Source organism: Pseudomonadota bacterium, assembly GCA_022361155.1.
In the GTDB taxonomy this organism is placed as follows: Bacteria; Myxococcota_A; Polyangia; order Polyangiales; family JAKSBK01; genus JAKSBK01.
The window spans coordinates 1-23,323 of record JAKSBK010000079.1 but is presented as its reverse complement, the minus strand read 5'-3'; the positions used below and the strand labels follow the sequence as shown (position 1 = coordinate 23,323).

At 64.8% G+C, this 23,323-nt stretch carries 20 protein-coding genes; 13 read left to right on the top strand and 7 right to left on the bottom strand.

Translation table 11 applies throughout. The features are described 5' to 3' along the window. A partial coding sequence (locus MJD61_02260) for a sulfatase-like hydrolase/transferase (protein MCG8554103.1) occupies positions 1-992 on the top strand: 992 nt, incomplete at its 5' end. 92 nt (positions 993-1,084) lie between these two features. Here MJD61_02260 and MJD61_02255 read toward each other — a convergent pair. The 6 genes from MJD61_02255 to MJD61_02230 all read right to left on the bottom strand — a co-directional run bounded on the left by MJD61_02255 (position 1,085) and on the right by MJD61_02230 (position 6,550). Then, complete coding sequence (locus MJD61_02255) at positions 1,085-2,665, bottom strand: FG-GAP-like repeat-containing protein (GenBank protein ID MCG8554102.1); 1,581 nt, start codon at positions 2,663-2,665, stop codon at positions 1,085-1,087. A gap of 408 nt (positions 2,666-3,073) precedes the next feature. Beyond that, positions 3,074-3,508 carry a hypothetical protein gene (locus MJD61_02250; protein ID MCG8554101.1) on the bottom strand — a complete coding sequence of 145 codons (435 nt, stop codon included), beginning with the start codon at positions 3,506-3,508 and terminating at the stop codon, positions 3,074-3,076. A gap of 57 nt (positions 3,509-3,565) precedes the next feature. Then, complete coding sequence (locus tag MJD61_02245) at positions 3,566-4,522, bottom strand: SurA N-terminal domain-containing protein (protein ID MCG8554100.1); 957 nt, start codon at positions 4,520-4,522, stop codon at positions 3,566-3,568. Continuing rightward, positions 4,519-5,610 (bottom strand): peptidyl-prolyl cis-trans isomerase, encoded by a 1,092-nt coding sequence (locus MJD61_02240; protein MCG8554099.1) that lies wholly within the window; start codon positions 5,608-5,610, stop codon positions 4,519-4,521. The genes MJD61_02245 and MJD61_02240 overlap by 4 nt, the downstream gene beginning before the upstream one ends. A gap of 47 nt (positions 5,611-5,657) precedes the next feature. Next, on the bottom strand, positions 5,658-6,071 hold the full coding sequence (locus tag MJD61_02235) for a response regulator (GenBank protein MCG8554098.1): 414 nt from the start codon (positions 6,069-6,071) through the stop codon (positions 5,658-5,660). Between the two features lie 248 nt (positions 6,072-6,319). Beyond that, positions 6,320-6,550 carry a twin-arginine translocase TatA/TatE family subunit gene (locus tag MJD61_02230; protein MCG8554097.1) on the bottom strand — a complete coding sequence of 77 codons (231 nt, stop codon included), beginning with the start codon at positions 6,548-6,550 and terminating at the stop codon, positions 6,320-6,322. 260 nt (positions 6,551-6,810) lie between these two features. Here MJD61_02230 and MJD61_02225 point away from each other — a divergent pair, with 260 nt between their 5' ends. The 7 genes from MJD61_02225 (at position 6,811) to MJD61_02195 (ending at position 15,997) form a co-directional block, all read left to right on the top strand. Further along, positions 6,811-7,833 carry a hypothetical protein gene (locus tag MJD61_02225; GenBank protein MCG8554096.1) on the top strand — a complete coding sequence of 341 codons (1,023 nt, stop codon included), beginning with the start codon at positions 6,811-6,813 and terminating at the stop codon, positions 7,831-7,833. Positions 7,834-8,100: 267 nt separating this feature from the next. Next, the gene (cysS, locus tag MJD61_02220) at positions 8,101-9,591 is read left to right on the top strand and encodes a cysteine--tRNA ligase (GenBank protein MCG8554095.1); all 1,491 of its coding nucleotides are present in this window, start codon (positions 8,101-8,103) and stop codon (positions 9,589-9,591) included. Positions 9,592-10,061: 470 nt separating this feature from the next. Beyond that, positions 10,062-12,518 carry a hypothetical protein gene (locus MJD61_02215; protein ID MCG8554094.1) on the top strand — a complete coding sequence of 819 codons (2,457 nt, stop codon included), beginning with the start codon at positions 10,062-10,064 and terminating at the stop codon, positions 12,516-12,518. Positions 12,519-12,530: 12 nt separating this feature from the next. Further along, a complete protein-coding gene (locus tag MJD61_02210) occupies positions 12,531-12,890 on the top strand; it encodes a hypothetical protein (GenBank protein MCG8554093.1) in 360 nt (119 codons plus the stop codon). 143 nt (positions 12,891-13,033) lie between these two features. Beyond that, entirely contained in the window at positions 13,034-14,071 is a 1,038-nt protein-coding gene (gene dprA / locus MJD61_02205; protein ID MCG8554092.1) for a DNA-processing protein DprA, read from the top strand. A 55-nt stretch (positions 14,072-14,126) separates the two neighbouring features. Further along, a complete protein-coding gene (gene trmFO, locus MJD61_02200) occupies positions 14,127-15,545 on the top strand; it encodes a methylenetetrahydrofolate--tRNA-(uracil(54)-C(5))-methyltransferase (FADH(2)-oxidizing) TrmFO (protein ID MCG8554091.1) in 1,419 nt (472 codons plus the stop codon). Next, entirely contained in the window at positions 15,542-15,997 is a 456-nt protein-coding gene (locus MJD61_02195; GenBank protein ID MCG8554090.1) for a hypothetical protein, read from the top strand. Before trmFO ends, MJD61_02195 begins: the two co-directional genes overlap by 4 nt. A 31-nt stretch (positions 15,998-16,028) precedes the next feature. Here MJD61_02195 and MJD61_02190 read toward each other — a convergent pair whose 3' ends face one another. Then, positions 16,029-17,195: an acyl-CoA dehydrogenase family protein gene (locus MJD61_02190; GenBank protein MCG8554089.1), complete on the bottom strand. Its 1,167-nt coding sequence runs from the start codon at positions 17,193-17,195 to the stop codon at positions 16,029-16,031. 229 nt (positions 17,196-17,424) lie between these two features. Between MJD61_02190 and MJD61_02185 the strand changes: the two genes are divergently transcribed. From MJD61_02185 to MJD61_02165, 5 genes are all read left to right on the top strand, one after another. Next, positions 17,425-19,764, top strand: coding sequence for a thiamine pyrophosphate-dependent enzyme (locus MJD61_02185; GenBank protein MCG8554088.1), 2,340 nt, complete (start codon positions 17,425-17,427; stop codon positions 19,762-19,764). 44 nt (positions 19,765-19,808) lie between these two features. Beyond that, entirely contained in the window at positions 19,809-20,780 is a 972-nt protein-coding gene (locus tag MJD61_02180) for a tyrosine-type recombinase/integrase (GenBank protein MCG8554087.1), read from the top strand. A 202-nt stretch (positions 20,781-20,982) separates the two neighbouring features. Further along, positions 20,983-21,519 (top strand): ATP-dependent protease subunit HslV, encoded by a 537-nt coding sequence (gene hslV / locus MJD61_02175; protein MCG8554086.1) that lies wholly within the window; start codon positions 20,983-20,985, stop codon positions 21,517-21,519. Further along, positions 21,516-22,940 carry an ATP-dependent protease ATPase subunit HslU gene (gene hslU, locus MJD61_02170; GenBank protein MCG8554085.1) on the top strand — a complete coding sequence of 475 codons (1,425 nt, stop codon included), beginning with the start codon at positions 21,516-21,518 and terminating at the stop codon, positions 22,938-22,940. Before hslV ends, hslU begins: the two co-directional genes overlap by 4 nt. A 59-nt stretch (positions 22,941-22,999) precedes the next feature. Then, positions 23,000-23,323, top strand: a 324-nt coding sequence (locus MJD61_02165) for an aminotransferase class III-fold pyridoxal phosphate-dependent enzyme (GenBank protein MCG8554084.1), incomplete at its 3' end; no start/stop codon positions are given.

The window sequence follows — 23,323 nt, the reverse complement described above, 5'->3', positions numbered from 1 at the left end:
TTCCGGTCGCGTCAAACACCGTGGTTTGGATCGCTTCGGACCATGGCGAGGCCTTTGGGGAGCACGGCTCTTTCGGCCACAGCTACACCCTCTTCGAGGAGGAGCTGCGGTCGCTTCTGATGGTGCGTGCGCCGGGTTTCGCACCCCGCGTGGTGCGCACGCCGGTCGCGCTCATGGACCTGTATCCGACGCTGCTCAATCTCGCGGGCATCGGCATGCCTCGAAAAGGATATGCTCGCAGTCTCGTGCCCCTGATGGCGGGCGCGCAAGCGTCGTCCGAGCCGCGCGCGATCTTCAGCGAGCTCTTGCCCGGTGGCTCCCTGCCGTTCGACCAGAAAGCGATGCGGCTCGGCAACGACAAGCTCATCTGGTGGGTGCGACAGGACGCGTACCAGCTGTACGATCTGCGGCGGGACCCCTCCGAGCAGACAGATCTGTCGGACACCAGGAGAGGGCGGGCAACACAGCTGCTTGGGATGCTGCGATCGTTCATGGCGCGCCAAGGCCTGGGCGCGCACCGCCGCAGGCAGATCCTGCGCCAGCACGTGCTGTCCGCTCCGCCGGCACGCCTCGACCGGCACATGGACGTTCGCTATCCCGGGCGCTTCACCCTGCTCGGATACGACCTGAGCGGGACCCGGTTGAAGCCGGGCGACCGCATCCGGCTCGAATTTTTTTACCGGGTGGAGGGCCGCATGCGCGAGCGTCTGTTCTTTCTGCTGGACTTCAAAGCACCGCCGGGCCATTCGCTGCCTCGCGAGTTTGGCGGGCGCCACTATCCAGTTCGTGGCAGCTACCACACCTCGGAGTGGCAGCCCGGCCAGATCGTGCGCGACGTCGTCACTATCGTGGTGCCGCCGGACTTGCGCACTCCCGTCCGACTCTCCCTTCACCTGAGTGTGATGATCAGGGAGAAGCGCAAGACGCTGGTTCCCCTCGGTATGAGCCACGGCAGTCTGCACATCGCCGATTTCAGCATTACGACTCCGTGAGCAGGCCGTGGCCCAGCCGACTTGAACGGCAAGCGTGGCTGTTTCGTGGTGTCCTGCTTGAAGCAGTGTTCTTGGATTGGCATTGCTTGCTCTTATCGATACTGATAGCGAATTTCGAAGTTCTCGCCTCGCCTGCAGAGCAAATCGTCGGATCCGTTGCCGTCGAAGTCGCCTATCACCGCGTTCCCTGGATCATTGCACCAGTTGAACTCCCACTGCCGCTGAACACCATCGAACTCGCCGTCAACATCTGCGAGAGAGATCGAGCTGGTCCCGCTCCAGCCAAGGCACGCCATATCGTCCCGATCGTCGTTGTTGAAGTCACCGACATACAGGGGGGCATTTCCGTAGCAGAAGCCCATGATGTGTGACCAGTCCTGCCTTCCGAACGAGCCGTCGCGCCTCGCAAGCGTGATCCACTTGTTACCATGGTCGGGATCGTGGCAAAGCATGTCGTCGTGGCCATCTCTATTGAAGTCTCCGATATGAAGCTCGTCTCGGCGGTAACACCACCCCAGCGGAGCGTTCCACTGGTTTCTTCTAGAGAACCGACCAGCGGCATCCGCATAAAGGATATACTTGTGTCCATTGCGCGTGTTGGTGCAGAGCATGTCGTCGTTACCATCTCCATTGAAGTCTCCGATATGAAGCTCGTCTCGGCGGTAACACCACCCCAGCGGAGCGTTCCACTGCCTCGCTCTGGAGAACTGCCCAGACGCGTTTGCATAGACGATAGACTTGTGTCCATTACGCGTGTTGTTACAGAGTATGTCGTCGTTACCATCTCCATTGAAATCTCCGGTATGAATCTCGCCGGTGCACCAGCCGGATAGCCCGCTCCAGTCGGTACCGTCGAACTGGCCGCGACGGTTCGCCAAATAAACTTCCATGGCGCTGCTTGAACGCAGTCCGCCGTCGCACAGCAGGTCATCAGCACCGTCCCCGTTGAAGTCGCCTGCGTACAGCCCACCTAACCTGCAGAAGCCGACTCCGTTGCGCCAGAGACGATTGCAATGATCGGGGAAGGTGGCGCAGTAGGCCTCACGGATTCCGTAGACGTCGTCAGGCTGCAGGGTGCTATAGCCGCCGCACATCACTGAATCTAGCTGGCCAGGCTGACAATCCCCCCAAACTCCCTCCCAGTAAGTGTCACCGAGGCTGAGCACGTGGCCTACTTCGTGAAGCACTGTCGCATAGCCGTTCCGGGAATATAGGTAGATCTCATTCGGCCATCGCGTTGGAAGCGCGAAAGCGCGGCCGTCAACATTGGACCAATTCACGTTCAGATGTTGCTGCCGGCAGCGGAAACGTATGTCGTTTCGTCTGGTTAGAGGTACCGTAGACGCGCCCTCGGCGGCCCTGAACCAGACGTCGAACGCCTGCCTGAGCATCCACTCGCGGCCCACTCGATTGGCCCTTGTCATACCGGAACCATAGAGACAGATGGTCACAGTGGAATGTGCCCGCTGCATCACGGTCCGATCCAACCACCATGTCACCCTGAAGGGCTGCCTTGCCACACCGAGTTCCTCGTCCGAGATTCTGCCGTCGACGGCTGCCGTGCAGCCTAGTGCTCCGGCCGAGCCCGCGATAAGCGCAGCACACACCACGTGCCGCCAGATCTTCAACCAACCAGGTCTATTGATTGGTTGTTGCCCTTTCATCCATTGCATGTCCTTACTCCTTTACGCCTTCCCACGAAGGACCGGTGGTCACCCAGCCGCTGCCGGAGGCAGCACGTCGTGTTAGGCAGCGCCCGTCTGATGCAGGGGCCATGCCAGCCCTTTCCTATGCGGTCAGATGGGCCTGACAGGCGCTCGGCGCCGGCCCACACCTGTCCCGCACGGTACTCGCGCTGGCACGGTACAGGTCACCTCGTGCATGTCGTGCACGCGTTGATGCAGGGCGTGCACGCTATCCAACTCCGCGGTGCTGCGTCATGCTCGGTCCGGAAGTTCGGAGCCGGGCACGAGGCCGCGGTTCTGCACAGCATCGAAATGAACCGCAGTCATCGTCGGTGCGCCTTGCCAGCGACCGACAGCCCTCGACGCCGATCGATCACAATCCCCTGGCAAGCGGTACTAGCGGGTCATCACTTCGATGGCGCCGGATGCGTGGCCGGTGCCCCAGAGTGTGGTGGCTTCGGCTGGGCTCACGAAGCGCAGCTCCCTGACCCCTTCGATCTGCGTGTCGCGCAGGTAGTTCGGGTTCAAGGTCTTGACGCCATCCGCATAGACGATCACAGGTGTCTGGGTCAGGGAATTGTGGCCCCTGGTGTTCAGCCAAAACGGCCGGTGGCGCTCGATGGCAGCCCAGGCCGTGGGAGCGAAGGACGGGTCGATATCCTCGACCTTCAGGACGTCTCTGGAGCCGCCGCCGTTGCGTGTTTCCAGGCCGCCGCAAGCGCTCACCGCCAGCGCGATGCCCACCGCCAGCGCAATACTCACCGCCAGCGCAATGCTCACAGCCAGGGCAGTGGCAACCGAAAGGATCCTGGCTTCTGATCTGGCGAGCATAGGGCCTCCGCTCAAAGCTAGCCTCCGTGGGCGCGCGACGCTAGCTACATGACGGTGCTAGAGTCTGATTTCGATCACGGCCTTGCGTCGCATTTCCTCGACAAACGCGCGTTCTTGCCGAGCCATGGCAGTCTCGAGCAGCTCGCGCTGGATGGGCACTCGAGCCTGCTCGAACGGCGGGAGCGCTTCGGAGCCACGCTGTCGCTCCCGGAGCAGAAAGATGTGAAGGCCGGATGGCCCTCGCACAACGGGGCTGATCTGCCCTGGCTCCAGCGTGAGGAGCGCTTCCTCCAGCGTGTCGGGCAGATCGCCCTGGCTCAGCCAACCCAGATCGCCGCCACCGTGTCTCTTCACGGCGGCATCGAACCCGGCGGCATCGATCGTCGCGCGCACGTTCTCCGCTCGGCGTTTTGTGGCCGCGACCACAGTTGCCGTTGCATGGTCCGGCACCGCAAAGAAGACGTGTTTGGCGTGAAAGCGCAGTGTGCGTCTCGCGGCTCGCAGCTGCGTATCGTATCGCTCGCGGACAGCAGCTTCGCTCACGTTGATCTTGCCCCGCACGCGCTGGTTGATCACCTTGAGCCGCATCAGCTGCCGGCGCACGTCGTTCTTGTACTGATGCTTGGACATACCCGTGCCTCGCACGGCCTTCCAGAAAGCGTCTTCGGCCAGGGAGTTCTGTTCCCGCATCGTGGTGATCGCTCGGCCCACCTCTTCCGCCGTTACATTCACGCGCATGTCGCGGGCGGTCTGCTCCATGAGTCGCTCGTCCACGAGCCTGTCTAGCAGGCCCTTGTAGATGCGATCGATTTGGGCCATGCGCTCGACTTCGGTCGCAGCCTTCATGGCCTCCGCAGTGAACGGCGCGGCCTTGGTGCGCAGCTCCGACAGCAGAACCGCGTCTTCGTTGACCACAGCAACCACGCGCTCGATTACTTCGCCATGCGCGCCGCCGGCGGCGAGCGCGCACGCGAGACCGATGGCAACGGCCGCAATTCGCATCATCGGCTTCATCTGGTGTCCTGCTTCTTCTTTTGGGGCGAGCGGGCCTTTTGGGGCTCGTGCACCCGTGCGCCCGTCCCCGGTCGAAAGTCCTCCGACGCGGTTTGGTTGCCTGCAGTCGTGGCGGCTTGCGCGTCATCGACTCGGACGTCCCGAAGCACTTCAAGGTGCTCCCGCACCTTTGCCTTCTTGCGCAACTCTGCGACGTACGTCTGTATCTTCTCTTCGCGCAGCTTGCGCCAGAGACGGTTTTGGATGAGCCTGCGCGCGTCTTCGAGACTTCGCCGCAGGGCCGGCCGACGAGCTGTCAGCTTGACGATGTGGTAACCCTGCGCGGACTTGATCAGGGTCGGGTGCACGTCGCCTTTCTGTTTCAACTCGAACGCGGCATCGGCGACCGCTGCGGGGACGAGCGGCTCGCTGGCTGCTCTCTGCTGTGGGCGGGAGAAAAACCGCAGGTCCCCACCGCGCTCGCGGCTGTCAACGTCCTTGCTGTGCTTGGCGGCCAAGGTGCGCCACAAGGCCATATCGGTTGGTTTCGTCTGCACCTTTCGCAGCACCCTGCTTGCCGCACGCTTGTCCTTGAGGAGAATATGGCTAGCGCGCACCTGTTCCGGTTTGTGGAACTCCTGCTGGTTGCTCCGGTAGTAGTCCTCGATCTGCGTGTCTTTGATGTCCGAGAGCTTGACGCTGGTCTCGAACCGGTCCTTCATCATCTGCTGCACCATCATCTGGCGGCGCAGCCGCTTGACGGAATCGTGCTGGTCGTAGCCCCTTCGGCGCGCCTCTGCGGCAAGGAGCTCAAAGCGAACCATGTCGCGGAGGAACTCCTTGCGGCGTTCAACGCTCGCGTAGCGGGCGCGGATATAGGGGGACTGCGAAGCCAGGCGTTCGGCGAACTCGCCTAGCGTGATGACGGCGTCGCCCATTTCCGCCAGCGGTTGGGACGCTTGCTCCTTGGTGAGTCCGTGCACGCGCTCTTCGCCCGAGGCGGCGGGCTTGGCCTGTGCTGGTTCGGTCCCGGAGCTCTGCTTCTGGCACGCGGCAAGCACGGCCAGGACCAGCCATCCGACATGAGCCCTCACGAAGCTGCGTGGCATTCGCCCCTCATGCTGGGCACCCTCGGCGCGCGGGTGGCACACGCACTCTACTCGCCTGCCCGCCGGCTGGCCAACACCTGGCGCATGGTGCGCTCGAGCGCATGCAGGTCAAACGGCTTGTCTAGGAAAGCGTCGGCACCGTAGAGCGGCGACGTCATCGCGTTGAGGTTGGCTCCGATACCGGTGAGCATGATGACGCCGATATCCCCAAGATCAAGGCTCTCGCGGATGGCCTTGCAGATCTCCCACCCGGAGCGACCGGGCATCATGACATCCAGCAGTACCAGGTCCGGTTTTTGCTGCGCCACCAATTCGAGGGCTTCCTCCCCGTCGCTGGTCTCGAGCACGTGCGTACCGAGCTGGGCTAGGTGTTGGCGTATGAGGCTGAGGATCTCCAGATCGTCATCGGCCACCAGCACGGTTGCGCTCTCGAGCCCAGTACGCTGTTTGGACTTCGCCATCGGGTGAACACCTCTCGTTGCAGCATCGCGGGGGCGCGGCGTGATGATGGCGCATGGTCGTCTGCACCACCCCAGCTGTCAATCGACAGCTGGGCCGGTTGACCATCTTGATGGGTGGTCCGCGAAACCCGCCCCTGCGGACCAGCCAATACCCATCGCGAAAAACGCCCGTTCCCGTTCAGAAATGGATGCCGGAGCGAGCTTCGGTCTGAGGACGAAAGCCGCTCTGGCGCCGTTTTGAAGGGGAACTAGCTCTTGTGCTCGGCGACCTCGGCGTCTCGCGCGCCCCTTCCGACGGGCTTGGCGGCGGACTCGTCCTGCACCTGCCGGTCGGTCGGGGTGACGTCGACCTCGTCGTCACCGCTGAAGCTGCGCTTGAAATTGCGAATCGCCTTGCCCATGCCTTCCCCGATTTGTGGCAAGCGAGCCGCGCCGAAGACAAGCAAACACAGCATCAGGATGATTACCAGCTCTCCCATTCCAAAATGTGGCACGTGCTCTCTCCGACAAGGCTGGTGCGGGCGAACCAGCGAGTTTCATCCCATTGTAGGTGTGCTGCGCGGGCAGCGCCAGTCCGGGGGCCGGCAGTGCGTGCGTCTCCTGTTACAGAATTTCCTTTTTATCTATATAATACATATAGTCTACTGTCTCCCTTGGAAGCCAGGCCCGGGAATGCTAGATCCCAAGGAAGGAGGTTGACCCTGGCCCCCGCGGCCGACGCCTGAGCTCTCGACTGCTCGTGTACGCATCCGACGTCCAGCAATGGTGTGCCGGTCTTGGGCACGCTGACACGCGGCCGCTCGAGCCGCCGGAGCTCGAGCGCCTGCACCAGCGAGCCCGCAAGCTGTCGCTGATAGGCCTGCTCAGTCTATGTGCTGTTCCCGTGGTGGTGCTGGCGGCACTGGTTGCGCTGCGATGGTTGCCCGAGCTGGCCGACCCCAAGCGCTTCACGCTGGTCTACTTCAGCGTCATGGCGGTGGCCGTCCCGCTGCTCATCCTGCGGGCCAAGGACCTGTTCACCCGCGTACGCGCGTTGCGGCATGACCTGGATGGCGGCCGCGTTGCCGGTTTCGAGGGGTCCCTGGAATCGCTGGATCCCTTCGATCTGCACGAGGAATTCGGCGATCGAGATCTGATTCGCCTCTCCAGGTTGGGCATCCTGCGCCCCGGCTGCGCGGGTCGGCAGCGGCTCGAGGTGCTCCCGACGTCGGGGATCTTGCTTGCCGCCAACGGCCGGCCGGTGTGGGATTGGCTGCGCTTGGCCGTGGGTCGCGCGGCGACGGTACCTCGCGCCATCTTCCTGTCCGACCTCCCGCCTGACGCTCCGCTGGAGCCCCAGCCGGGCACAGAGGTGAAGAGGAGGCCGCTAAGCCGGGCCGAGGCGCAGGAGCTGCGCGGGGCGATCAGCGACATGAAGCGGCTGCCGTGGTCGACGCTGGTGACCTACGCCTGCCTCGGGATCGCGCTGGTAAGCTGGGCCCGAACAGGCAGGCCTTGGCTGCAGGAGCACGTGCTGCTGCTCGCGGTGTTGAGCGCCAGCGCTATCGTGTTTCTCCTGCGCGACCGTCGCTGCTGGCAGCGAGCCTCGCGGCTCGATCAGGACCGAGAGCTCGGCTGGGTGGCCAGCATTGCGCCTCGGCCCGAGCATGCTCTTGAGGTGGCCGACCAAGACGAGTTCACGCGCGAGATCCTCGTGGCCTCGGGCGCGCCATGGACCTACGACGGTCGCCCCGCACCCTGGCGGCGAGCGTCGATTCGATGACCCGAGCTTGCCAGTTGCTCGCCGACTCGTGCACCTAATCACGGATACAGGACACTAGTGCCTCGCCACAGGAATCCTGGTTGGTTGGGGCCTGCAGTGCGCCTTGCCAGCGATCGCCAGCCCTCGACGCCAATCGATCACAATCCCTGGCAAGCGGTACTAGCCCTCCGGCGAATTTGGGCATTGCGGTCTCGTGGGCTACGCTCGGGGGGCGTCCTGTTCTCGGGCAGTCCTGTTGTCGGGCTACTATGCAAGTCGAGCGACCTGATGCGTCTGTACAACACGCTCGCCGGTTGCGAGCAAAGCCTTGAACCCTCGGAGCCGGGCCATGTACGCATTTACGTGTGTGGACCGACGGTCTACGACTACCCTCACCTCGGCCACATCCGCTGCTACGTGATCTACGACGTGCTCGTACGTCACCTGCGGGCCAGCGGTCAGAACGTCACCTACGTGCGCAACGTCACCGACGTCGACGACCGGATCATCGCTCGTGCCACTGCCCTAGGTGAGGACCCGACGCGGTTAGCCGAACGCTTCCGCAAGGCATACGAAGAAGATCTCCGTCGGGCAGGCAATCTCGAGCCCGATATCGAACCCCGGGTGAGCGAGCACATCGACCAGATTCGGGCGCTCGTTGAGAGCTTGCTGGCCGCTGGCGTCGCATACGTGTCCGAGGGCGACGTGTATTTTCACGTTCCGGCGTGCGCGGCCTACGGGAAGCTGTCGAGACAGCCGCTGGCCGACGTCGAAGCGGGCGCCAGCGGGCGCACGCGCCCGGAGGAGTGCGCACGCAAGAAGCACCCTGCCGACTTTGCTTTGTGGAAACGCGCGGAGCCAGGAGAACCCAGCTGGCCCAGCCCCTGGGGCGCGGGTCGACCTGGCTGGCACATCGAGTGCTCCGCGATGAGCATGCACTACCTTGGGGAATCCTTCGATCTGCACGGTGGCGGTCTGGATTTGGTGTTTCCCCATCACGAAAACGAGCTCGCGCAAAGCGAGTGCGCCACTGGTCAGCGCTTCGTGACTTGCTGGATGCACAACGGCTTTCTCCAGGTCAACAAGGAGAAGATGTCCAAAAGCCTCGGCAACTTCTTCACGGCGCGGCAGATCTTCAGGCTCGTCGAGCCCGAGGCCGTGCGCTACGCCATGCTCACGGCGCACTACCGCGCTCCCCTCAATCTCGACTGGGAGGTGGATGAGAGCGGTCAGATCAGCCGTTTCCCGTTGTTTGAGGAGGCGGAGCAGCGCCTGGAGTATTTGTACCGGACCCGCCGCAGGCTCGACGCGCTGCCGGAAGGCCGTGTAGACGCCGGCAGATCGCCCCCGCCCAACCTGGTCGGCTTCAGCGAGCGGATTTCGGACGCTCTGGATCAAGACTTGAACCTGCCGGTCGCGCTGGCTCACCTGGCCTGCTTCCTGAAGGCGGTCAACGACCTTTGTGACCACGCTTGCCAGGGGAGCACCAAGGTCAGTGCATCGGAGCTCGAAGCGGCGCGCGCCGGGTTTGCCGCCCTGTCGGCCCGGTTGGGTCTGGGCGGGCAGGTGCCGGACTCCGTCCTTTCCCGCATACGCGACCGGCGAGCGCAGGCTCGCGGCATCGACCCCTGCTGGGTGCAGGAACAAATCGCCGCGCGGGCGGCAGCGCGCAGCTCGCGCGACTTCAAGCAGGCCGACTCCCTGCGGGCGCAGCTGCTCGCCAAGGGCATCGAGCTGCTGGATTCGCCAGCGGGCACGACCTGGCGCCTTTCAGCGTAATCCCCGTGGAGAATGGCGCCATAGCCGCTTTCGTCCTCTCGGGTCGCAGCCCAACCTCGTTGCGGCAGCGCGACGTTCAGTGGCGAGCCGCAGCGCCGTTCTGGGCGTTGGAGCCTTGCCAGACTTACCTAGTGCCCGTTCCAAAACTCACTCCCGTCGCCTGGCTTGCGGCGCGGGGCCGTCTGCCGCGTCGTCTCGCGCTCGACCCTGCTCGATTCCAACCGCCCTCGCTGCATTTTCTCGGTTCGCCGGCACGCCATCCGACCCCGCGGCGCTACGCCATGCTCGGTCCGGAGTTTCGGGACGGGCAGCACCTACACTGTGGTCGCCTGTCGCGCATCTTGTCGCGGCCCAGCTTAGCGCCAGCAACCCCGCGTGGTATGCATTGGGTACTGCCCAGCACCGACGTAAAGGTTGTTGGCGCCTGAAAACTTGCCGCGGAGGACGATCTGTCCAAAGTTCGTTGTAGCATGCGTGCCCTTTTCGTACGCGGCCTGATGGCCCTGACCCTTGCTGCAAGCGTCCTTGGCGCAGGCTGTGGCGAGCACACTTCGCCACCCGATACCCGGCCGGCGCCTCCGCCGCCGCCCAAGCCGACTCCGCATCCCCATGCGCAGGATAGGACGGTCGACCAGCGTCCGCCTCCCATGGCCCAGCCGGTGCCGTTGTGGGCGGTCGGCAGGCAAACCAAGATGATCGACGCGGCAACCGCCAGCGTCAACAGCTACCTCGTGCTCGATATCGGCGAGGAATGGACGCCTTACATCTTCACCGATGGGGTCGATACCGAAGGCAATCCGGCTCCCAACAGCTACCGCAAGACCTACCTGGAGCTTGCGCATGGCCGCTGGCCCGACAACCACCACGGCGAGCGTGCGCGCAAGGACAAGTACCTCGAGCTGTACGGCATCATGCCGACGCTTTCGGTGCTGCGGAAGCGCTTCAGGGCGACGACTCGCCTCAAGTGCGCCCAGGATCTCGACCTGCAACCGTTGCAGGACTTCACCGACGACTTCGTCACGTACCGCAGTAACGAGTACGCCCGACGGCAGGTGAGCGATTACTTCTATCTGAAGAAGTTCGTCAAGGGTGTCATGCGCCAGCAGGGCACCAAGTCCATCGACGAGATCGACCAGGCACGTCTCAACTGGCGCGACAAGGACCGGGTGCGGCGCTATCGGCGCCAGGCCTCACGTTACCACGCCGTGCTCGCGACGCAGCGTAGACTCAAGTGCGAGGGTTACTTCCGGGGTATCAAGCGCTATGTCCGCGGTGGGCTCGACTGGCCCACCCACAACGCCTTGGCGGAGTTCGAGCGCAGGCATCGGGTCTACGGCTGGGGCTTCATCGGCAAGGATTCGCTGCGGGTCTTGCGCATGACCTCCGTGGAGGCGGAACGCGAGGGCGTGCTGCGCGTGCTGACGGAGCGAGCACTTCATGCGGCTGGCGTCATCGAGGACGGTAGCACCAGCACGCTGCGGGATGGCCAGCCCCGGACCTTCAAGGGGGTAGGCGGTGAGGACTTCGAGATCCCCAACCTGGAACAGCAGCTCAGAGAGGCCATCGTGCGTGCGTTTGGTCTCCACACGCCCGAGTCGACGCTCGCTTGGCTTGAAGGGCTCGGCGCGCTGGAAAAGGACAAGCAGCGTCTGCTCGCTTTCAAGGCTCCGGATCTGCCCGAGTACTACGACGGCAACATGAGCCTGACGCTGATCTACGACCGGGGCGACGTCTGGTACGACTTTCCTTTCACGGTGGATGGTAAACAGAAGTCCCAACCCGTTCAGCGTCGTCCACGCGTCACGGTGTTCACCGAGTACGAGGGTCAGATGATCCCGCTTGCTCGCTATGGCACGACGATAGGCGGCTGGCGCAGCGAGTTCATCGACGGCGTAGTTTGGTGGAAATACAAGGAGTCTCCTGTCGGTGAGCGCATGTGGAAGCGAATCGTAGCAGCACCGGTATGGTTTCCGCCCGATAGCACCCCCCCGAGGGAACTGCTGAGGCGCCGAGAGAAGCGCAAGGCCGAGGAGCCCAAGTTCGAGGTCAACTACCATGAGACCGGCCCCAGCTATGCGTCTGCCTACGGTCTGGTGGCGGCTTACCACCTCAAGTTCATGAGGACCCGGGATGGGGACATACGCGAAGGTATCGACGAGGGCATCCGAACCCACGGTTCGGTCGACTACATGAGCATCATGCGCCGTCACTCGCACGGCTGCCATCGACTGCACAACCACATCGCTGTGCGTCTCATGTCGTTCGTGCTGGCGCATCGGCCTCACAAGCGTCTTGGGCAGGCAAAGGTGATCTACGAGAAGGAGCTCGAATACGAGGAACAGATCTACCCGCTGGTGATCGAGCAGGGGGGCTACGAATTCGAGCTCGAGCAACCCCTGATCGTCAACGTGCTGGAGGGTCGCATTCGAGGTGAGACGGAGCAGCCCCTGGCGTTTCCCGTGCCCAAGTTCGACAAGGAGGTCGGCGCCTATCTGCTGCCCGATGGAGGTGCGGTCGAGTTGCAGGGGACGGAGCTCGTGGCTGTGCCAAGACCGCAGCAACCGGATGCGGGCCTTGCCGACGCAGCCTTCGCCACGGCGGAGCTTGCGCAACCTCCGCTGCCCGACTCGTCGCGTTCCGTTGCGCTGCCTGCAGGGACCGCTCCCATGCCTGGACACTCTTCTGCGCTGGGCTCGCCGGCGGCCGCAGCGCTGCCTTCGGGGACCGCGCTCGCACCAGGGCAGCCACCAGCGCTCGGCGGATCGAGGCCGGTGGTCATAGGGACGGCCCCGCGCCCAGGTCCCCCAACCCGCCCGGCGCCTGTTCCTTCGGTCGCTCCGGCCACAGTGGCTCCGGCATCGCCGGCTGCGAGGCGACCGGCCAAGACCGGCCTGACTCTGGGCTCCGGGCCGCGCCTGTTTCGGTAGAGTCACGACGCCTTGCATCCTTCCCACGGCGCCCGCGTTGTGCTCGAGCTCGTGGCGCAATCCCGTGACCAGATCCGCTACGCGGTCAGCCTCTACACGCCGGTCGAGATGTGGCAGACCTCGATGAGCGTCCGCCTGGCTACGGGCAGGGTACGGTGCGGCACCTGGCAGGGAAGCGAGGCCCGGCCGCCCAGCTGGCTCGTGTTGACGGCTCGCAGTTTTCTTCGCACGCAGTGGCGAGCCTGCCAGGCTGACGCGAGCATGGGCTGGCCGCGGCGCATTCTACGCTGGCGTCCAGCCAAGACCGCGGCCCAAGGCGAAGCCGGCGAAGACGCCTCCCGGGGACCAAGGTCGGACGGCCCAGAGCGCTGACCGCCAACCCAGCGGGCGTGGCCCGCAACCGGGTAGCCGTTCAGGCCGATAACCCAATGGAAGGTCGATGGAACTCGAGCCCGGGCGTTCGCTCTGTCCCGAGACCTGCCACGGGTGAACCATGCCTACCCCACGGGTGAACCATGCCTACCGATGCGCCCATCCCCCTGCCGGCAGCTCCGCTCATCGTCACCGCCGCTTCGCGCCGCTGGCCTGCCGGCATCGAGGAGCTTCCGAGCCGCCCGCAGCGGCTCATCATCGCAGGCGAGCTGCCCTCCCTTGAGAGAGCCGTCGCGATCGTGGGGACGCGTGCCGCGGATGAAGAGGCAGTGGACTTCACGCGACAGCTCGCGCGCTCCTTGGGAGCCTCGGGCTGTGCGATCGTGTCCGGCGGGGCGCTCGGAATAGACGCTGCGGCACACCGAGGTGCGCTGGAGCAGGGAGCGCCCACGGTAGCCGTGCTGGCCACGGGCTTGCGAAGCGCCTATCCCCGAGAGCACGCGAGACTCTTCGCTCGAATCGCCTCGCGGGGCGCGCTGGTCAGCGAGTTCGACCACGCGCCCGCGCGGCCTGGCTATTTCCTGAAGCGTAACCGGATTGTGGCGGCGCTGGCCAAGGTCGTGGTGGTGGTGCAGGCCCCACTCCGGTCGGGCGCACTGTCGACCGCGCGTTGGGCCGTGCGGCTGAAGCGTCCCGTCTTCGCAGTGCCTGGAAGTCCCTGGGACATCCGGGCCGCCGGATGCTTGTCGCTGCTGGGGCTCGGCGCCCGGCCTTGCGCGAGCGCAACGGACATCTTGAGCGCGTTGTCGCTGCAGCAGGATCCGGCCTCGAGCCCGAGGTTGGCGGCCGGGCGCCCCTCAGCGGGAGCATCGGGGCCTTCCGATCGGCGGCGAACCGCGGCACAGGGACGCGACAGCGAGGTGCCCCAGCCAAAGAAGCGCTCGGGAGGCTGCCGCGAAGGCTCGGGCCAGCGCTTGCCAGGGTTGCAGTCGGTCGTGCTGAAGCAGCTCGAAGTGCGCCCCCTGCATCCAGACGAGATTGCACGGCGAACGGGCTTGAGCGCAGCCGAGGTGCTGCGCACGCTTCTCGAGCTGACTTTGCTGGGTACCGTGGAGCAGGTCGCAGCCGGCGGCTACCGGAGAACCGAGCCTGGCCCCCCAATTGCGGCATCGACGGTTTGACGCGCCGGCGGCGAGGAGGCGGCGACCGCTCCGGGATGCTGCTACGGTACGGGCGATGACGAGGCACCCTTACGGCGGTCGCTGCTTTCGACAGCCCAATGTGGCCATCGTGGGGGCGGGTTTGGCGGGCAGCGAGTGTGCGTTTCAGCTGGCCGAGCGAGGGGTCGGGGTGACCTTGATGGAGCAGAAGCCTGTCGCGCGTAGCCCGGCGCACCGGAGTGATGGTTTCGCGGAGCTCGTGTGCTCGAACTCCTTTCGCGCTCTGGCGGTGACCAATGCGGTAGGGCTGCTCAAGGAGGAGATGCGTCGCGCGGGCTCGCTGATCATCGGCGCGGCCGACCGCTGCCGGGTACCGGCAGGTGGCGCCCTGGCTGTCGACCGCGAGCGCTTTTCGCGTGGCGTCACGCAACGCATCAGGAGCCACCCCTGCATTCGCGTCCAAGCCTCGATCGTCGAGCGAATACCTGACGGGCGGCCGGTGGTCCTCGCGACCGGGCCGCTCACGGCAGGCGCGCTCGCCGAGGATCTAGAACGCGTCCTCGAGGCCAAGCAGCTCGCGTACTACGATGCCATCTCCCCTATCGTACGCGCGGACTCGATCGACTGGCAGCGCGTGTTTCGGGCTTCCAGGTACGGCAAGGGCGAGGACGCGGCCTACGTCAACTGCCCCCTGAACGAGGTCCAGTATCACGCGTTCGTGAATCGGGTGCGCGCCGCCGACAAGGTGCAGCCGCACGGGTTCGAGAGCGTCAGGTACTTCGAGGGTTGTCTTCCCCTGGAGACCATGGCCGAGCGCGGACCGCTCACGCTGTGCTACGGGCCGCTCAAACCGGTAGGGCTGGTCGATCCGCGAACCGGGCGACGTCCCTTTGCCGTGCTGCAGCTCCGTCAAGAGGACGCCGACGCAACCGAGTGGAGCCTGGTTGGGTGCCAAACCCGCATGACTCGGGGCGAGCAGCGGAGGGTGTTTTCGATGGTACCGGGGTTGGAGAGCGCCGTCTTCGAGCGTTTCGGCAGCGTGCACCGCAACACCTTCGTGAACGCGCCGCTTGCCCTGGATGATGGGCTGCAGCTGCGCGGCGCTGCCGGAGTGTACCTGGCCGGGCAAGTCACCGGCGTGGAGGGTTACGTCGAGAGCGCGGCGACCGGGTTCTGCCTCGGTATCATGTTGGCCTCCAAGCTGAACGGCCAGCCCGAGGCAGGTCGTCCTCCGCCCGTTACCGCGCTGGGCGCGCTGCTGCGGCATCTGGAGCGAGCGACCTCGTCGTATCAGCCCTCCAACGTGGTTTGGAGCATGTTTCCTCCGCTCGATGTGCGGGACGGGGTGAAGCCTCCTCGCGGCCGTGCGCAGCGACGGCAGGTCTTGGTCGAGCGCGCACGCAGCGCGCTGGACCGATGGCTCGAAGGCGTCCAAGCGAAACCGATGTCGCGAACGGCGCCGGCCTCCGCCGAGTCCCGCTTGGGGCCGCTGTGAGCGGTGCCGATTCAGAAATACCCACGCTTGCAGAGCGCTTGGGTCTCATGCGTCTCGTGCCTCCCCGCTGGGTGCGGATCGCTCTTGCAGTGCCCGCCATCGTTACGCCGGTAGCGGTGTTCGCTTTCATCGTTCGTACGGAGCTCGCTCATGATCCGGAGACTTGTCCCTTTCGGGAGGTCGAGCGCCGCGAGATCGGTGCGCGCTTGAGCGTGGCCGAGGAGAGGCGCAGCTGCCTCGAGGGTGTGGAGGAGCACCGCTACCTGGTGTACCGGCCGCAGCGGCGCTTCGTCCTGGGGCGACGCCGTTTTGCCGCGGAGGCCTTTTCGGCTCAGGTCTACCGCTGGCGGGCGAACACGGACGCGGAGGGCAGGGTGCTTGTAACCGTGACCAACGAGGGACACCCCAGCGCCCAGTTTCGCGAGGCTCCCCTGGGGCCCGTCCCAGACTGAGCGCCCACACCACCGCCTGAAGGCGCAGCCATCACTCGAAGGCAGCTAACCCGGTGATCTCCTTACCCACGATCAGGGTGTGGATGTCGTGGGTTCCCTCGTAGGTGTAGACCGACTCGAGGTTCAGCATGTGCCGGGCGATCGGATACTCGTACATGATGCCGTTCGCACCCAGGATATCGCGGGCAAGCCGCGCGCATTCCAAGGCGATCGCTACGTTGTTGCGCTTCGCCAGGGACACTTGAACCGGCTTGAGCTTGCCGTCGCCCTTCAACCGCATCAGCCGCAGAGCCAAGCACTGGGCCTTGGCTATTTCGGTCACCATGTACACGAGCTTCTGCTGCACGAGCTGGTAGCCCGCGATCGCGCGCGAGAACTGAATCCTGGTTTTTGCGTACTCGAGCGCCGCTTCGTAGCAGGCCATGGCAGCTCCCACAGCGCCGCAAGCGATCCCGGCGCGCGCCTGGTTGAGGCAAGAAAGCGGTCCCTTCATGCCTCGTACGCCTTCGAGCAACGCTTCGGGCCCGACCTCCACGTCCTGCAGGATGAGCTCGCTCGTCACGCTGGCGCGCAACGAGAATTTGTCCTTGATCAGCTCCGCGCGGAATCCAGGGGCGTTCGTCGGCACCAAAAAGCCCCTCACCTCGCCCTCGAGCTTCGCCCAAACCACCGCAAGCTGCGCGATGTTGCCGTTGGTAATCCAGCGCTTCGAGCCGTTCAGCCGGTAGCCGCCCGAGCCGAGTCGCGTCGCCGTGGTCAGCATTCCGAGGGGATTCGAGCCAAAGTCCGGTTCGGTCAGCCCAAAGCAGCCCACGACCTCACCACGTGCCATGGCTGGCAGCCAGCGCTCCTTTTGTGCCGTGGAGCCGAACGCGTAGATCGGATACATGCACAGCGCCCCCTGTACCGAACAGAACGACCGAATCCCGGAGTCACCCCGTTCGAGCTCCTGCATCACGAGCCCGTAGGCCACGTCATCCATTTCTGCGCAGCCGTAGCCGCGCAAGTTCGCCCCCAGCAAACCGAGCTCCCCGAACTTGAGGATCAGATCCAGGGGGAACGTGCCTGCGTTGTAATGAGCCACGATTCCAGGCATGACCTCCCGGTCGACGAAGCGCCGGACGTTCTCTCGCACGAGCTTCTGCTCATCGCTGAGCTCGTCGTCGAGCTCCAAGAAATCCACTCCTGACAATGGCATGCTCGTTGTGTGTCCTTTGGTGGCGGCCAGCAGGCCTGGAGCTCGAACGATCCGGATTCCAACAGCTCTCGGATTCGATGTGGGAGAGTATTCGCCGGCAGCTTGCGGGCTGGGACATGAGGCCGGGCAGCACCGGCGCTGCGAAACGTGTACAATAGCTACAATGTTTGGGATTTCAATGACGTCAAGGGTGACAGCAGCTGCTCCCAGCTGAAGGGTGCGAACCCCCATGTCCTTGGAGCGGCTAGCTTGGTTGGGGGAGCGGCTTGGAGTCCTGGCGGAGCAGCACCGGGACGTGCCGCCTGGCGAAGCGGTGCCCGGGGAGCACACGCCCTTCGAGGGCTCCCGGCTTACCGCGCGCGCTGCCCGGGAGCTCTTCGTCTCGCAATTGACGGCACGGCACTTGGACCGCATGGCTTGCGAATTGCGCGCCCGCAACGAAGGCTACTACACTATCACCAGCGCCGGCCACGAAGGCAACGCGGTCGTTGGCAGGCTGCTGCGTGCGGGCGATCCGGCGCTGCTCCATTACCGCAGCGGGGCGCTGTTCGTCGAACGTGCCCGCAAGGCGCCGGAGGTCGATCCGGTCGAGGCCGTGGTGCTCGGGCTCACCGCTTCTCGGGACGATCCCATTGCGGGGGGACGCCACAAGGTGTTCGGCAGCGTCGAGCTCGATATTCCGCCACAGACCAGCACGGTTGCGAGTCACCTGCCCAAGGCCGTCGGAACCGCGTTATGCATCGATCGAGCCCACAAGATGGGCGTCGCTCCGCATCTGCCACGCGGGCCGGTACCCAAAGACGCGCTGGTTGTTTGCAGTCTCGGCGATGCGTCGCTGAATCATGCGAGCGCGACCACGGCGCTCAATGCCATGCGCTGGGTAACCTACCAGGGCCTGCCCTTGCCCCTGCTGCTCGTGTGCGAAGACAACGGGCTCGGGATTTCGGTGCGCACGCCTCGCGAATGGGTCTCCAATCTGCTGCGATCCGCTGGCGAGCTTTGCTACTTCACAGCGGACGGCTGGGACTTGGCGGCCGCTTTCGAGGCCGCATCGTGTGCGTTCGACACGTGCCGCACCAGGCGCCGGCCCGTGGTCTTGCATCTGCGCTGCGCGCGCCTGCTTGGCCATTCCGGAGCGGACCCCGACACCGTGTACCGCAAGCGCGAAGAGCTCGAGCAGGCCGCCAGGCGCGATCCGATCTGCTGCGGCGCGGCTCTGCTGCTCGAGCGTGGAATCATGAGCGCGCTCGAGCTCGAACGGCTCGATCGGGACATCGCCGGCAAGGTCGAGCGGGCGGCTGATGCTGCGGCGAAGCGACCCAAGCTAGCAAGCCCGCAAGAGATCATGGCCTCGGTCGCGACCCATTCCGCCGAGCGCGTGCATGCCGAAGCCACACGCAGCGATTACAGGAACGCTCGGCTGCAGGCATTTGGCAAGGAGGCGTTCCTGCCAGAGAACCTGAAACCGGCACCGCTGTCGCGTCTCATCAATTGGGCTTTGCACGACCTGATGGCCAAGTATCCCGAGTGCCTGATGTTCGGTGAAGACATCGCCGAAAAGGGCGGCGTCTACAACGTCACGGCGGGACTCTGGAAGCGTTGGGGCGGCGGCCGTGTCTTCAATACGCTGCTCGACGAAACCACGATTCTCGGTTTGGCTCAGGGCGCTGGCGGCTTGGGACTGCTGCCGGTGCCTGAGATTCAGTACCTCGCATTCGTACACAACGCGGAGGACCAGCTGCGCGGCGAGGCGGCCACGATGAGTTTCTTCTCGCGTGGCCAGTTCCGCAATCCGATGGTCGTGCGTATCGGCAGCCTGGGCTACCAGAAGGGCTTTGGCGGGCACTTTCACAACGACAATTCCCTTGCGGTGCTGAGGGACATCCCCGGGCTGGTCCTGGCCTGTCCTTCCAACGGCGCCGACGCGGTGCGCCTGCTGCGCACCTGCTTCGCTGCGGCACGCGTGGATGGGCGCGTCGTGGTATTCCTGGAGCCCATTGCGCTCTATGGCCAGCACGATCTTTACGAGGCCGGCGATCGCGCCTACCAATGCGCATTTCCGCCGCCGGGCGATGCCGCACGACTCGGCGAGCCAGCCGTCTACGAACCCGATGGCTGCGACCTGACCATCGTGAGCTACGGCAACGGGCTTCGCTTGTCGCGCCGGGCAGCAAGGCGTCTGCGAGACGAGGCAGCCATACGCTGCCGAGTCGTCGATCTGCGTTGGCTCGCTCCCTTGCCGCTCGAGGCCGTCAGCGAGCATGCGCGTGCAACCGGTGCGCTGCTGATCGTGGATGAGTGCCGGCGTGCCGGCAACGTCGGCGAGACGCTGGCGAGCCATGCGGCGACCGATCCGGCCTTGAGCGACGTCAAGGTGGGGCTGGTGACCGCCCACGAGTCGTTCATCCCTCTGGGGGACGCTGCGGAGCTGGTGCTGCCTTCCGAGCTCGACATCGTCGGCGCGGCCCGCGAGCTTGCGGTGCGAGCAAGCAACCGTTCGCGAAAGCCGAAAGTCGAGAAGCAAGCTGGCCCGGAGCCATCCGTTTCGCCCTTGCCTTCCAAGTCGTAGCTTTTCTTGGCGCCCCTGTTGCGCGCCGTGTAGCATTTGGGACCGTGGCGCGCCGGGCCGATCCGCTTCAGGGACAGATCGAGCGTTTCGTGCGCTACCTCGAGCGCGAGCGGCGGGTGAGCCTGCTCACCGTGCAGACCTACCGGCGTGATCTCGAGTCGCTGCGTGAGTTCGTGCGGGAGCGCGATTACCCGCGCGATGCGCGTCGCCTCGGCTTGGTGCAGCTCAGAGCGTTCCTGGCTTCGGTATTCGGCCGCGTTCAGCCCGCGACCGTGGCCCGCAAGGTTGCGGCGATACGCGGACTGTATCGGTTCCTGCAGTTGCGGGAAGGGCAGCAAGATAATCCGGCGGCCGCGCTGCGTCTGCCGAAGGTCGCGCGCAGCCTGCCGAAGTTCCTGTCGGTGCAGGAGGCTTTCGACGTCGTGGAGCAGCCAGCGAAGGCACCGGGTTCGACCGTGCTGCGGTCGCGCGACCGGGCCTTGCTCGAGCTGCTGTACGGGGGCGGTCTGCGCGTTGGCGAGGTCGTGGGCGTGAACCTGGTTGATCTGCAATTGGGTGCTGCCGCGTGCGTGCAGGTGCTGGGCAAGGGGAGCAAGGAGCGGCGCGTGCCGTTGGGCCCTCCGTGCGTCCGGGCGCTCGAGGAATACTTGCGCGGCCGCGAGACCTTGCGCCACCCGCGCAGCGGCGAGCAGGACCCGGCCGCGCTGTTCTTGGGCCGCTTCGGGCGCCGCCTTTCGGTGCGCCAGGTGCAGCATCTCGTGCGTCACTACGGCGCCTACGGGGCTGGCCGTGGTGATCTACATCCGCACGCCCTGCGCCACAGCTGCGCCACGCACTTGCTCGACGCGGGCGCTGATCTGCGTGCTATCCAGGAGTTTCTTGGCCACTCGAGCTTGTCCACGACCCAGCGCTACACCCACGTGACGCTTGACCGGCTTCAAGAGGTATATTCCCGCGCCCACCCCCTGGACCGAATGACCGGGCATCGGAGGACCGACACCGACGTCGATTCCTAGATTCGAGTTCAGCTCGGCGCGTCCGTGGCCAGCCTTGCCGGCGACCCCACTTGAGGCACTAACCAACGAGGACTCCCGTGGCCAGGCACAAGATCTGGGCATGGTTTGTGCAGCTTGACAGATCGGGCCCGCGGTTTAGCCTGCACCGGTCTCCGACTTCGAGCCGATTCAGCGGTCAATCCGTCGGTGATGGCAGGTCCACATGAGATTGCATTCGACCACGGTGGTTGCTGTGCGCCGCGGCAGCTCGGCGGTCATGGCGGGCGATGGACAGGTGTCCTTGGGGCAAACCATCCTCAAGGGTCGGGCGCGCAAAGTGCGACCGATTGCGGACGGCAAGGTGCTCGCGGGCTTTGCCGGCGCGAGCGCCGATGCGTTCACGCTGCTCGACCGGTTCGAGCAGAAGCTCAACGAGTACCGGCGCAGCCTCATGCGCGCAGCGGTCGAGCTCGCCAAGGAGTGGCGTACCGATCGCTACCTGAGGCGCCTGGAAGCGATGCTCGTGGTGATGGACGCGGAGGCGACCTTGCTGATAAGCGGCACGGGCGACGTCATCGAGCCCGATGAGGGTGTCGTAGCCATCGGATCGGGAGGCCCGTACGCGCTGGCGGCGGCTCGCGCGCTGATGCTGCACACGTCGATGCCCGCGGCGGAGATCGCGAGCGAGGCCCTCAAAGTAGCCGCGGATATCTGTGTATACACCAACAACTCGGTGGTCGTGGAGGAGCTTACCCGATGACAGCTATGAGCACGCCCCTGCCTAACTTGACGCCGCGCGAGATCGTGAGCGAGCTGGATCGCCACATCGTGGGACAGGGCAAGGCCAAGCGAGCCGTCGCGATCGCGCTCAGAAACCGGTGGCGCCGCCAGCAGGTTCCCGAAGAGCTGCGGGACGAGATCGCACCCAAGAACATCATCATGATCGGTCCGACGGGTGTGGGCAAGACCGAGATCGCTCGGCGCTTGGCCAAGCTTGCCCAAGCGCCCTTCATCAAGGTCGAAGCCTCGAAGTTCACCGAGGTGGGCTACGTGGGCCGCGACGTGGAGTCGATGTTGCGGGACTTGGTGGAACGCGCGATTCAGATGGTGCGGACCGAACGAGTCCAGAGCGTGCAGGCACGAGCCGAGGACCATGCCGAAGAGCGGCTCGTCGAGCTCTTGTGCCAGTCCGAGGCCGAGACGCCGCCGGCTCCGGTCGAAAGCTCACCCCGCATGGTGGGGCCGTTCCTGGTTTCTTCGCAGGGGCAGGTTCAGCCTCCTGAGCCCGTGCCCTCCGATCGGGCCGAGCGGGTGCGGGCCCAGCTGCGGGCGGGCCAGCTCGACGAGCGCACCCTGGAGCTCGATGTGACCGACAGCTCCAACCCGTTGATGACCATCTTCGGCGCTCACGGGATGGAGGAGATGGAGCTGAACTTGAAGGATATGCTCGGGCAGCTGCCCGGCGTGCGGGGGCGCAAGAAGCGCCGCAGGGTGAAGGTTCCCGAGGCCAAGCGGATCCTGCAGGCTGAAGAGGCGCAGAAGCTCATCGATATGGACGAGGTGACGCGCGACGCCATCGCTCGCACCGAGCAAAACGGCATCGTGTTTCTCGACGAAATCGACAAGATCGCAGGCCGCCAGCAGCCACACGGCGGACCGGATGTCTCACGCGAAGGAGTGCAGCGCGACCTGCTACCCATCGTCGAGGGATCGACCGTCACCACCAAGCACGGACCGGTGCGCACCGACCACATTCTGTTTATCGCGGCAGGTGCCTTTCACGTCGCCAAAGTCTCGGATCTCATTCCGGAAATGCAGGGACGGTTTCCCATCCGCGTGGAGCTCGACTCGCTGGAGCGGGCCGATTTCGTACGGATCCTCACCGAGCCCAAGCACGCGTTGACCAAGCAGTACAGCGCGCTCATCCAGACGGAGGGCATCACGCTTGAATTCGAGCCTTCGGCCGTCAATGCGATCGCAGACTATGCGGCAGAGGCGAACGAGCGCGCGGAGAACATCGGTGCTCGCCGTCTCCATACCATCATGGAGGCGTTGCTGGAGGAGCTGTCGTTTGCTGCGTCGGATCTGGATTGCGGTGAGCGATCGATCAGTGCCGAAACCGTGCGCGAGACCCTGGATCCCATTCTTGCCAGCGATGACTTGGCCCGCTATGTCCTTTGACGAACCGCATGTCCTTTGACGAACCGCGTTTCCTTTGATGAGCCATCGCCAGGGAACTCATGCCTAGCGTAACCAATGAGCAACTCATCGCTACCTTCGAGCGAGCTCACCTCGACAACTACCGGCCAGCTCCCTTTGTGCTTACCCAGGGGAAGGGCTGCCGCGTACAGGACGTGGAGGGTCGCAGCTTCCTCGATCTGTGTGCGGGCATCGCGGTGTTGTCCGTGGGTCATGCGCATCCGAAGCTCGTCGGAGCCATAAGCCAGCAGGCGTCGCGGCTGATGCACACGTCGAACCTGTACTACAACGACCGCTCGATCGAGCTGGCGGAGCGGCTGGCACGCCGTACACCGTTCACACGCTTCTTCTTCTGCAACAGTGGA